Annotated in this window: 10 protein-coding genes; 2 read left to right on the forward strand and 8 right to left on the reverse strand. The window is 65.4% G+C overall.

What is annotated here, in order from left to right; all coding sequences use genetic code 11:
• Nucleotides 1-163: 163 nt before the first annotated feature.
• A complete protein-coding gene (locus AB4118_RS00785) occupies nucleotides 164-2701 on the reverse strand; it encodes a methyl-accepting chemotaxis protein (protein ID WP_441487928.1) in 2538 nt (845 codons plus the stop codon).
• 592 nt (nucleotides 2702-3293) lie between these two features.
• On the opposite strand from AB4118_RS00785, the gene AB4118_RS00790 reads away from it, so the two are divergent.
• A complete protein-coding gene (locus AB4118_RS00790; protein WP_441487929.1) occupies nucleotides 3294-4190 on the forward strand; it encodes an ABC transporter substrate-binding protein in 897 nt (298 codons plus the stop codon).
• Nucleotides 4187-6877: an ATP-binding protein gene (locus AB4118_RS00795; protein WP_441487930.1), complete on the forward strand. Its 2691-nt coding sequence runs from the start codon at nucleotides 4187-4189 to the stop codon at nucleotides 6875-6877. The genes AB4118_RS00790 and AB4118_RS00795 overlap by 4 nt, the downstream gene beginning before the upstream one ends.
• On the opposite strand, the gene AB4118_RS00800 is transcribed toward AB4118_RS00795, so the two are convergent.
• The 7 genes from AB4118_RS00800 to AB4118_RS00830 form a co-directional block, all read right to left on the reverse strand.
• Nucleotides 6841-7560 (reverse strand): response regulator, encoded by a 720-nt coding sequence (locus AB4118_RS00800; protein ID WP_441487931.1) that lies wholly within the window; start codon nucleotides 7558-7560, stop codon nucleotides 6841-6843. The two genes, AB4118_RS00795 and AB4118_RS00800, sit on opposite strands and share 37 nt — an antisense overlap.
• Before the next feature lie 365 nt (nucleotides 7561-7925).
• Nucleotides 7926-8366 (reverse strand): NlpC/P60 family protein, encoded by a 441-nt coding sequence (locus AB4118_RS00805; protein ID WP_441487932.1) that lies wholly within the window; start codon nucleotides 8364-8366, stop codon nucleotides 7926-7928.
• Between the two features lie 151 nt (nucleotides 8367-8517).
• Nucleotides 8518-9081, reverse strand: a complete 564-nt coding sequence (locus tag AB4118_RS00810) for a hypothetical protein (RefSeq protein ID WP_441487933.1) — start codon at nucleotides 9079-9081, stop codon at nucleotides 8518-8520.
• Nucleotides 9078-9329: an anti-sigma factor family protein gene (locus tag AB4118_RS00815; protein ID WP_441487934.1), complete on the reverse strand. Its 252-nt coding sequence runs from the start codon at nucleotides 9327-9329 to the stop codon at nucleotides 9078-9080. Before AB4118_RS00815 ends, AB4118_RS00810 begins: the two co-directional genes overlap by 4 nt.
• Nucleotides 9326-9895, reverse strand: a complete 570-nt coding sequence (locus AB4118_RS00820) for an RNA polymerase sigma factor (protein ID WP_441487935.1) — start codon at nucleotides 9893-9895, stop codon at nucleotides 9326-9328. Before AB4118_RS00820 ends, AB4118_RS00815 begins: the two co-directional genes overlap by 4 nt.
• 47 nt (nucleotides 9896-9942) lie before the next feature.
• The gene (locus AB4118_RS00825; protein WP_441487936.1) at nucleotides 9943-11124 is read right to left on the reverse strand and encodes a S8 family serine peptidase; all 1182 of its coding nucleotides are present in this window, start codon (nucleotides 11122-11124) and stop codon (nucleotides 9943-9945) included.
• Nucleotides 11125-11271: 147 nt separating this feature from the next.
• Nucleotides 11272-11877: an FMN-dependent NADH-azoreductase gene (locus AB4118_RS00830; RefSeq protein ID WP_441487937.1), complete on the reverse strand. Its 606-nt coding sequence runs from the start codon at nucleotides 11875-11877 to the stop codon at nucleotides 11272-11274.
• Nucleotides 11878-11984: the final 107 nt, after the last annotated feature.

Genomic DNA, 11984 nt, shown 5'->3' on the forward strand with positions numbered 1-11984 from the left:
ACCTCGTCAGCTCACTGAATACTGTTTCACAGTTGGATTCACCCCGGCTCTCGGGCCGGGGTGATCCCTTTCTGATCGCGTGCGTCTCAACTCTGAGTGAGGCCGCACTCCACGCGTTGCGACGCTGAGGTGATGCTCTCCCCGCCGCCCCGGCTTGGCGCGCTCAGAACTCTTCCCAACCGGTATCCCCGGCCCGGCTGTTGGCGACCTTGCGGGCGGGCGCCGGTCTGGCGGGCTCTGAAGGGGGAGCTTTGGCCTGAACGAAGGCGGCCTGGGCCAGCTTGCGCAGGCGAGCCGGTTCCGACCCGGAATTCGCGGCCATCGCGACCTTGTCGCCCGCACGCTTCGGCGGCGGCGCGGTGAAGAGTTTGATTGCCGGCGCCTGAGGCTGCAGATCGGCCAGAGCCGCCGTCTCAGGCCCGGTCTTGAATGCCGCGACGAGATCATTGAGCTGCGCGATGCGCCCGGTCAGCGAAGCTGCCGAGGCAGCACTCTGTTCGGCTAGCGCCGCATTCTGCTGGGTCATTTCATCGAGATGCGCCACAGCCTGGCTCATTTCGTCGATGCCGTTGGCCTGCTCTCCTGCCGCCGAGGAGATGTCGGCGATCGTGACTGCTACTTTCTGCGACGCTCCCAGGATCCGGGTCAGCGCATCGCCCGCCTGGCGCACCAGCTTGACGCCATCTCCGACCTCTGTGTTCGAAGAGGATATCAAGGCCGAGATGTCCTTTGCCGCCTCGCCGGAGCGCTGCGCGAGCGTGCGGACCTCGCTGGCGACGACGGCGAAGCCCTTGCCGGCATCGCCGGCGCGGGCTGCTTCCACCGCTGCGTTCAAGGCGAGGAGGTTGGTCTGAAAGGCGATGTCGTCGATGACCCTGATGATGTCGGAGATCTTTTGCGACGCACTCTCGATGCGGGCCATGGCGTCGACCGCCCGGGTCGCGATCGCGCCGCCAGACTGTGCCGTCTCCATCGCCTCATTGGCGATCGACGCTGCCTGGCGCGAGGCCTGAGCCGAAGCCTTCACCGAGGCCGCCAACTCCTCCGTCGTCGCGGCGGTTTCCTCCAGCGAACTCGCCTGTTCCTCGGTCCGTTTGGAGAGATCATCGGCCCCTAGGTTGATCTCGCGTGCGGCCAGCTCAACCTCGGCCGAGGTTGTCTGGATTGTGCGCACGGTCGTCGAGAGGCGGTCGACTGTCTCGTTGATCGCGCCCTTCAGTTCCGCGAACTTGCCACGGTAATCGGCGTCGACGTGCACAGTCAGATCGCCCGCGGCCACAGCAGACAGTGCCTTGGCGAATTCGCTGGTCGCGCTGTCGACCACCGCATTGATCTCGTTGATTCCGGCCACGAGCTTCTGCATCTGCGGGTCGGCGTCATGGATCTCCAGCCGGGCCGAGAAGTCGCCCGCCGCAGCGGCCGACACCACTTCGCCGACATCCGAAACCACAGCCTCCATCGATTGCGCCCGCGCCAGGCGCATTGTCGCTGCTTCGCGTTCCTGCTCTTCGAGAGCACGGACCTTGACGAGATTCTCGCGGTAGGCCTCGAGCGCATTGCTCAGAGCACCGACCTCGTCGGGGCAGGGGGCGGCGGGAACGGCCCTATCAACCTCACCATCCTGCATCCGGACAAGGGCTTCATTCATGCCAGTCAACGGGTTCGCAATGCGCTTCTGGATGCCGCGCCAGCTCGCTGCGCAGAGGCCCAGCAGCGCGACCAGCAGACCACCAATCAGGGCGAGCCGGGTCAGGGCATGATTGGTCTGTGCCGCCGTGGTCGCCTGCATGTCGTCGAGCGATTGGGTTACCGCGTCAACAATGGCGGCGAACGGACCATTGCACATGGTTGTCCAGTCCTGGGCGCCAATGACGGCGCCGCTACCCTGGCCGAGCTTGCCGAGGAGCTGGTCCATCGTCTGGTTTGCGGTGGCGACTTCGCTGGTCGCGACCTCAACTTTGCGAGCGAGGTCGGGCGAAACACCGACACGCGTCGCAAGCTGCCTCAGTTGGGCCTGGGCTGCATTGCTTGCGCCACGCAATTCGCCAAGCTGCTTCCACTGCACCGGTGTCAGCACCTGGCCGGAGCCAAGCGGAGCACGCAGCAAGGAGCACTGCGTGCCGTAACTTGAGCGCAGCCGCCAGGCGGTGGCCTTGAAACCCTGGAGTTCGGCGAGTGCCGGATCGGCCAGCCGAACCGCGAGCGACGCCGCATCGGAGGCGTTCGTCAGTGCGGCCTCGATGTTTCCGACTGCATTATACCAAGGCATGGTCGCGGCCAGGCTACGCTGAGCCCGGGGCTTGGCCGCCTCCCCGTTGAGATCGGGGATCCGCACCTGCATGGCCTTTTCAGCCTGCAGAATGGCCTCGGCAAGAACCCGATGCTCGGGCAGGTCAGCGGCGCCGAGTTTTGCTACGGCCGTTGCGATCTGGTTTCGCGATGTCTCCACGATCGCGCGGATCGTCGTGTCAGCATCGTCGTTTGCCTGCAGACTTGTCTGGGCCTTGCCACGATCGGAACGGATCGCATTGCCGGTGAGCAACAGGGCTCGGTCAGCCTCGACCAATCCGGAAAGCCGGTGGTTTGTGCGCACGTCGCGGACCGCATCGTAGGCGAGGTAGCCGAGCGTACCGAGTCCTGGCAGGCAGACTGCCGCCATCGTCGCCAGCAGGTACCGTCGAATGGAGCTCGGAAACATCATGATGCGCATCCAGAACGAAGTTTAGTCGGCGAAAATTGCGGCCATGGTCGACCATTGCCGGATCATTCGGCGAGTTCCGTTAAGATTACCTCTATTGCGCGAAGCCGAGTGTCTGTGTTTCTCGCTCGACTGATCTTGGATATCGCGGGCGCCAATTCTATCGAAGCGGCGAGGGATGCCGAAGGTCGGGCGTCAGAGGCTTGGTTCTTGGGCCGGCGGCGATGTGCGCAATGACGTATCGGACCCCACGCGCTTCGCGGGGCGCGGCTGGGCGACCATGCAGTGGTCTTCGATGCGCGGGCGGTCGGACACAATGGCTGTCACGCTCTTTCGCGCTTCCACGCGAGAGCGCTTCGCCTTCCGGCTCTGGCGCCAAGACGTGCGCACTCCTGACGCGTGCACTCCTCGTTGAAAGTGGTGGAACTCGCTCTCGACGCTTTCGGCGCTGCGTGCGAAGCTGCCCTTGCCCTCCACATTGCCCCGACTTGCCCGCATGCGTCGTCGTTCCTTTCTGGCCGGTTTGGCGTCGTGCGGAGTCACTGCGTTTGCGCAGCCGGTGCGCGCGACCGAACGCCTCAAGCATATCGCGGTCATGATCAGCCTCCCGCTGGACACCCCGATCGTCCAGGCGAGGTTGCAGGAAATCCGACAACGCCTTGCCGAGCGAGGCTGGATCGAGGGCCAGAACCTGCGCTTGGGCACGCGATTCTCGGGCTCGAGCGAAGCCGATCTTGCGCGAGCGGCGGCGGAGCTGGTCCGGGAAAATCCCGATATCATCATCGTCAGCTCCAGTGCCGAAACCGCTGCTGTCCTCGCCTTGACCCGGACGATGCCGGTGCTGTTCGGCACGGCCTCCGATCCGGTCGGGAGCGGCTTCGTGCGTTCTCTGGAGCGGCCGGAGGGTAATGCCACGGGGTTCAGCAACAACGACCCGGTCATGGCGGATAAATGGCTGGAATTGTTGACCGAGATTGCGCCCGAGACACGCAGGGTCGGCGTGGTATTCAATCCGCGCACGACCCCTGCAGCAGGTGAAACCTATCTCGCGCGCCTGAGGGCGGCGGCTGCCCATGCGCGGTTGTCACTTGGCCCGGTGGCAGTGATGGACCCGAACGGCATCGAGGGTGCGATCGCGGACTTCGCAGGACAGGGCAGCGATGGCGGGCTGGTGTTCCTGCCCGACAGCTTCACGTTCCGCCACGCGGCGCAATGTGCCAAGGCCAGCGCCCGGCATCGCCTTCCTGCCATCTATCCGTTCGACACCTTCACGCGCCAGGGCGGGCTGATGTCGTATACGGGGGGGCGGGACGAGGCGAGCGACCTCATCGCATCCTATAGCGACCTTATCTTGCGTGGTGCGAATGTCGCCGAGTTGCCGGTGCAGTTCTCGCGCAGCTTCGAACTGGTCATCAACGAAATGGCCGCCGCATCTCTGGGATTGAGCGTGCCGCTTTCGCTCCGGATTCGCGCGACACGGATCGTTTCGTGACGCAGGGCGAGACTTCTCGGCCGCGAGGTGCTCTCACCCGCAAATATGCGGTTTTCGTCGGCGTCGCGATCTGCCTCGCGCTTGGGCTCAATACGGCAATTGCAACGTTCTTCGCCTTCTCGGATCAGAGGGCGCTGGTGGTGCGCGTTCAGCAGGAGCAGGCCCAGGCCGCAGCGCAGCGGATCGGCGCCTTCGTGGCGGAGATCATGCAACACCTGGACTGGATCTCCCAAAGCGGCGCGAGCAACACTCCACCCGAGGAACGCCGCCTCGACGGCCTGCGGCTGCTGCGGCAGGTTCCGGCCATTCTCGAATTACGCCAGATCGATCCGGCGGGACGCGAGCAACTCTCGCTTTCGCGCGTCAGCCGCGACCAAACCGGTGGCGACGTCAACTGGTCGACTGATCAGGGTTTCCAGGCCGCCCTGGCGCAGGGCAGCTATTACAGCGATGTCCAATTCCGGCGCGGCTCGGAACCCTATATGATGCTGCTCAAGCGAGCGGCATCTCCGCACTCGGTTGCACAGGCGACCGTCAACCTCGTCTTCATCCGTGATCTGGTGTCCCGGCTGAAGGTCGGTGAGACCGGTCGCGCGTATATCGTCACGGGTTCCGGGCGGTTGATCGCGCATCCCGATCTGCGCTTCGTACTAAGGAACACCAATCTTGCCAGCCTGGTGAGTGCGCATGAGGCGGCCGGAGTGACCGGTGCAGGACTTTCGATGACGGATATCGAAGGCCGGAAAGTGCTGTCCGTGATGGCTTCGGTCCCGGACCTCGACTGGAAGGTGGTGATCGACCTGCCAGAGAGTGAAGCTTTCGCATCGATCAAGGCGTCGCTCCTGCGCTCGCTGGTGCTTCTGGTCCTCGCACTGTCCGCTGCCGTGCTGGCCGGCATCATCTTGAGCCGGAAACTTGTCGCCCCGATCAAGGCCCTCGGCGACGGCGCCGCGCGGATTGGCCGAGGCGAATTGGACGAGCGGATCAGCATCAACACCGGCGATGAATTGCAGCAGCTCGGCGAGCAGTTCAACCTGATGGCTCAGCGCCTCGAGGAAAGCCGCGCGGTTCTGGAGGACAAGGTCACGGAGCGTACAGCGGCCCTGGAGGCCGCTCTCGAGCTTGCTTCGGCCGGACAGCGGGCGGCAGAAGAGGCGACGCGGGCAAAGTCCCGGTTTCTGGCGGTTGTCGGCCACGATATCCGCACGCCGCTCTCGGGCGTACTCGGGGTTCTGGAGCTTCTCGACCGTGGTCGCCTGAGCCAACGCGATCGCCGCCTCGTCGCCATGGCGGCGACCTCGGGCGAGGCTCTGGTCGATCTGGCCAATGCGACGCTTGACCTGTCCCGGCTGGAGGCAGGAACCGAAAGCCTGGATCTGCGCAATTTCGAGTTGGGCGCGCTCCTGAACGCCGCCGCGGCGCTGATGCGCCCCCTCGCCGAGCAGAAGGGACTTGTCCTGACACTGCGTCTGCCCCCAGCCGGCGGCCTGCAGTTGCACGGCGATCCCGGCAAGATCCACCGGATTCTGATCAATCTCTTGCGCAATGCGATCAGTTTCACGGAGCGTGGCGGAATCGAATTCGGCGCTGAGCTCCAGCCTTGTCCATCTGCGGAAAATTCAGAATTGACGCTCACGGTCCGCGATACCGGCATAGGCATCGAGCCGGCGATGCAACGCCACATCTTCCGCGACTTTGTGCAGGTCGACCCGGACACGGGCCGGCGCAATGGCGGGGTCGGGCTCGGGTTGGCGATTTGCAGCAAGCTGAGCGAACTGATGGGCGGCACGATTTCCGTCGTCAGCGGTCGCGGGCAAGGCAGCACCTTCATTGTCCGTTTGCCGATGGTTGCGGCCAAGGCCGCCGCGCGGTCCGGGCCTATGGCGACGGCGCAGCTGCAACGCGTGCTCGTGGTCGACGATGATCCTGTGACGCGAGAGGTCGCCCGGGTCATGGTCGGGAAGGCCGGCCACAAAGTGCAGGCCGTGGCCTCGGGCGAAGCTGCCCTGGCAACGCTGCGTAATCGCGCCTTCGACATTGTCCTGCTCGATATGCACATGAGCGGAATCGACGGAATCGAAACCGCGCTTGCGGTCCGCGAGCTGCCGAACATCACGCAACCCCGGATCGTCGCGCTGACGGCCGATGTCTCCCCGGAGACGATGCGGCGGATGCGAGGAGCGGGGCTGACGGCGATCCTGTCCAAGCCCATTACGTCTGTAGCGCTGCTACAGGTCATAGGGCGCGGGAGCAGTCGCAGCGGCCAAGGTCCGGTCGTGTCCCTCTCAGTGGACCAGCCGGTCGACGCAAGCTTCTTCCAGACCCAGAGTCGACTGATCGGAAGCGAGCGCACGCGGCAACTCGTGGCGCTCTTCGCGACCGTATCCGAGAAAATCCTGAAGGGGATGCGGGCGGCGCTCCGGGCTGTCGACCGGGCCGAACTTAGCCGATTGGCTCACCAGCTCGCGAGTTCCGCCGGGGCCGTCGGCCTCGGGCGTGTCTTCGCACAAGCCAGTGCGCTGGAGCGCGACGCAATGGTCGCCGATTGCGAGGAGCTTATCCTCGCCATCGAAGCGCTGGACCGCGACCGTAGCGAGGCGCTGGAGACCCTGGACGGGTTCGGGGACAGGTCGGCAGCCGGAGCGGCCTGTCAGGTGTTGCGTTCGACTGGCACGCCGAGCTTGTAGCCGATCCCGCTGACGGTCGCGATCATGCCCGGCTTTCCACCATGTCCCAGCTTCCTCCGCAGACGCGCGACCAAGGCATCCACACTTCGCGCGTCGACATCGGTATAGCGATTGCTGACGACCTCGATCAGATAGTCGCGACTCAAGGGGCGGCCATCGCTTTCGACGAGAGCTGCAAGCAAGTCGAACTCGCCTCGCGTCAGGCGAATGGGGTCGCCATTGATCGTCGCGAGCTCACGCCGCAGAAAATCCATGATGAAGGGGCGAAAGGTGGCCGTGGTGCTGCGCCGGGCCATGTCCCGCTCGATCTTGCGGCGCCGCAGCAGGGAGCGGGTTCTGGCGAGAAGGTCACGCAGGTCGACGGGCTTGTTGACATAATGGTCACCGGCAAGCTCGAGGCCGACGATCCGATCGATGTCGGCATCGCGACGCGTCACGAAGATGATTCCGGCGTCGGAAACCGATTGAAGCTCCTTTGCCAGCTCGAACCCGTCTCCATCAGGCAAGACGACGTCGATGAAGATCAGTTCCGGCTTGAAGCGCTGGATCGTCCGCCTGGCCTGGGCGATGGTCTCCGCCTCTTGGACGTGAAACCCCTGGTCGATGAAATATCCCGCGATGACCGCGCGGGTGACGGGGTCATCTTCGACGATGACGAGCCGCTCGCGGGGTGTCGTATCCATCGGTCCTTGGTCTTCCCTGGCCATCCGAACGTCAACGAGGCCGTGCTACATCATGGGGCGGACGATCCAACAGCGACTGACGCGCTGCAACCTGCCAAAGCCCCGATTGTGAACGGCTGTTCGCTTTCCAATAGAAGCGGGGCGGTTTGCCTGCGGATAGTCGGCAAGTCGCCCTGGCCAGCCGGACAGCGCCCTTTGGGACTCGTGCTTCTTCCATGGCATGGCCGGCATCCTCGGTTCAAAGGCCTATTTCAAAGGGAGACACTTTCCGAGGGCAAACATGTCCAAACGCTGATCACATGCATGCGAATGGCCGTTCGGGTGCGCAAGGGCGACTGCTCGCAGCGGCCCTTGCGCGGGTCGCTCTATTTGACGCGATGACCGCGCAGCAGGCGCTCCGGCGCGGCCCAGCCGATATAGCGGGGTTGGGTCCAGCCGGAAGCCACCTCAAGCGACTGGACGGCGAGATAGCCGTCGATGCGCACCTCGTCCCAGGCATGCACCACCCGGCCGTCGCCAAGGTGAAGGCCGACATGGCCCCAGTTGGCGCGCCGGCCGAAGAGCTCTCCCGTCATGTCGTAGAAAACGAAGGCGCCGCGCGGCACCGCAGCCGGCTGTGGCTCGGTGACGCCATATTCGTCCGCGGATTCCCTTGCAGTACTGCCGCCGAAGATCTCGATGGCGTTGCCGGCCTCGTAGGCATCCTCGACGAAAGCAAGGCAGCGGAAGGCGTAGTCGGGATTGCCGAGACGTGCCGTCGCCCAGGCGATGGCTCGGTCGACATAACTGTCGATTGGATCGGTCACGGTCTGTCGGTCCCGTTGTCGAATGGAAGGGAGAGATGGGGGCGGTGCGTCGAGCAAGAGGTGCCATTCCATTCTCCATGGTCGGGACGACAGCGAGTTGCCACCAAAGGGCAGGCATTATGGCCTTTCGGGGGGCAAAGCGCAGGCAGGATCAGCGTTTCGGTCGAGCCAGTGCGTTCAGGAGTTCTGCTTCCGCAGCCGGGGCGAGGGGGCTTTCCGCATTGCGGTCCTGCAGGAAAGCGTCCGCTGCGCTGTCTCCGCTGGCAGGGCGATACCCACCCCCCGACGAGGGGGTGGCAATGACAAGCTCGGTGCGCCAGCGACCCTCGACGCGGCAATCGATGCCCTTCCAGCGATCTGCGCCCTGCGCGGCGCTGGCGAGCGTATATTCGCGGCAGAGCGTGCCGTCTCCCAGTCGATGTGACGAGACCAGCGCGATGCTGCCGCCGGCAGCACCGTGCGACCATGATGTGCTGCTGCCACTTGCCGAGCTGCCGAGCGCCGTGTCGAGAGCCGCGCGGGCCGATTGGAACAGGGCGACGCCGCTGGGGTCCGGGTTGCCAGGCGTTTCCGAGCCGATCCGGTAACCGGCGATACCGCCGACAAGCAGCGCAAAGCAGGCTGCCAGAGGCAGTTGCCAGCCCGGGCGGCGCGGGAGGGAGCGCGGGGAGACGGCCGGGGCGGGCGCTGCGAGTGTGGCGCCGCCCTCGATCACTGCCAGGCCATGCCGACCTGGCCTGGCTCCGTCGGCGGCGCGCGAATCGCTGCGAGCAGGTGCGGCGGCACGGCCTGATCGGAGCTGCCGGCGTCCTCCAGCAGCGCCCGGCTTTCCACGAACAGGGCAAAGCGCTCGGCGAGTTCTGGCTCGGCCATGACCCGCGCATGCAGCGCATCGGCCGTGGCCTTCTCGAGTTCGCCGTCGGCCAGGGCCAGCAACATTTCGTCCGAAACCGCGCTCGTCATGATGTCTTGTCCATTCCAAGTTTCGCCGCGAGGCCCTGGCGGGCTCGCGAGAGCCGGCTCATGACCGTGCCGAGCGGGATCGAGAGCTGCTGCGAGGCTTCGCGGTAGCTCTTTCCGTCGACACAGACCATCATCAGCAGTTCGCGATGGTCGGACGGCATGGCTCCCAGCGTCTGTTGAACGGAATCGACGGTCAAGGCGACGTCGCCGACATGCCGGCCGTCTTCCCCGGCGAGATCGAGATGGTCTTCGAGAGCCTCGCTTTGTCCTTCGCTACGGCGCTTGCGGAGCGAGTCGATCCAGAGGTTGCGTGCAATCCTGAACAGCCAGGCATCGAGCCGGGTACCGGGTTGCCAGAGCGCCTGTGCCTTGAGGGCCCGCTCGCAAGTTGCCTGGGCGAGATCGTCGGCCTCGCTCGCCGAGCGGGTCAGGGAGAGCGTGAACCGGCGCAGTCTCGGCAGCAAGGCCACAAGCTCGCTGGCGAAGGCCGACAGGGGCGGCTCGGTGCCTGCCGACGCGGCCGTCGTTCCGGTGGAGGCCGTCATATGGGATTGGACGATGTCCAAAGTCGTATCCTTGTCGTCAGGATCAGCAGGCAAGATCGCGCATCGACCTATGGCTGCGCGGGCTGCGGCCGGCATTCCAGCAGACCCCAGCCAAAGACAGGGTCGCGGCCCGGATCCCCGAGATCGGTCGCCTCGCTGGACAGTGCCGCCACGAGCATCTGCGGTGTCGCGCCCTGATCGGCGGAGCGCCGCTGAGAGAAGGCGAGGGCGACCAGTGGCGCGGCATAGGAGGTTCCCGAGCGCAGCCGACCCGGGCGCAAGGCCTTGTCGGGCATCTGGATACGCACGCCAGGGGCCGCAAAGGCGATATGTGCGCCGCGATTCGCGCGGGCGAAGACCTGGCGCTCGCGGTCGATGGCCGTCACCGCGACCGCCCATGGATAGGCCGCGGGATAACGCGGTTCGGTGCCCGGCCCGTCATTGCCGGCGGCGGCGACTAGGACTGTGCCGCGCTGCTGCATCGCCCGGCCGGCATGGTCGAGCAATGCGTTGGCCGGCCCCGCGAGGCTGAGATTGACTACGGGTACGGAACGTTCCGCCAGACGGTCGAGTGCCGTTACGAGGTCGAGGCTGTCTGTACTGGCGCCACCCGCGCGCCGATGGAAGGCGTCGACCGCGATCACCCGCGCCCCGGCCGGGCCCGGTCCGTTCCGGGTCAGCAGGATCGCGATATCGGTGCCGTGCGTGTCGCGAGCTGGCCGGTAGTCCGGGGCTCGCACCACCTCGGTGACAATGCCGCTGTGCGACAGGAACGGGTGCTCGGCATCGACTGCGGTGTCGACCATGCCGATCGTGCCATGGGCGCGACAGGTGCCCTCGATCCGTGCTTCCGGCGTCGTCAGGGAGAAGCAGCGTGCCTCGGAACAGGGGGCAGCCAGACTGCGATAGAGATGGTTGAGATCGACCAGCGCTGAAGGCGCGAGCGAGCGCACCCGCTGCAGCGCACGCGCGGTTGAGAGGCCACGCGGAACGCGCAGCCGGGCCGACAGACCGGGCAGCAAGGCGAGTTGCCGCTGTGCCATGATCCGAAAGCCGTCGCGGCGAAGCTTGTCGAAATCGGCTTCGACGAGCCCGCTGGCGACAAGCTCGCGCGGAGACGCTTGTGGCGTGGGCGGCCCCGCCCGCCGTGGACGCTCGGGCGCGCCGGGGGGCGCCAGAGGCGCACCGACATGTCGGGACGGCTGCACCGGCGCGATCACGACGGGAGGAGGGGGGAGGACGCTGCTCATGTCGAGAGAAACGAGCGAGAACGCGTCTTATTCCCTCGGCTCGGCGCAGCAGTTGCTCAGTCCTCCCGGCGTGGCGGAGTTGACCCTGCATAGACAGGGCCGGCGTCAGTTTCCTGACGCCGGCCCTGTCCTGGCGAAATATCAGGCTCAGGCAACCAGCTTCAGTTCGGCCTGGGCGGCGTTGATCGCCTGCTCGCGTGCCTCGGGACCGAAAGCGAGCTTCTCGACGCGAATGAACGTGACATCGGTGATGCCCATGAACCCGAACAGGGTGCGCAGATGCGGCTCCTGCGAGTCCATGATCTGGGCGGGGCCGCTGCTGTAGAGACCGCCGCGGCTCTCGACCACGATCGCACGCTTGCCGGTCATCAGGCCTTCCGGGCCAGACTCGGAGTAGCGGAAGGTCACGCCGGCGCGCAGCACATAGTCGAACCAGGCCTTCAGCGTCGACGAGATGCCGAAATTGTACATCGGCGCGCCGACCACGATGATATCGGCCGCCTTCAGTTCCTCTACGAGCGCATCGGACAGCGTGCGGGCTTCTACCTGAGCCGGATTGGCCGGCTCGCCGCCGCGAATGGCGGTCGCGGAATCGAGGGTCAGATGCGGAACCGGGGCCAGGCCGATGTCACGTTCGACGACCTTCAGGCCAGGGTTCTGGGCGGTGAGTCGGGTGACGGTATCCTGGACGAGCTGCTTCGAAACGGAAGCCGAGCCGAGGGCGCTGCTGTTGAGAACGAGAAGGTTGGACATGGTTGCGATCCTGAAACGGAGGGAATGGCCTCGATGCAGTGCAACATAGCGGTTCACTTCACGCACCAGAACGCCCATAGTGGGAACCATACTGTTGCTCTCAGGGG

It is taken from the genome of Allobosea sp. 2RAB26 (genome assembly GCF_052115465.1).
Lineage (GTDB): Bacteria > Pseudomonadota > Alphaproteobacteria > Rhizobiales > Beijerinckiaceae > Allobosea.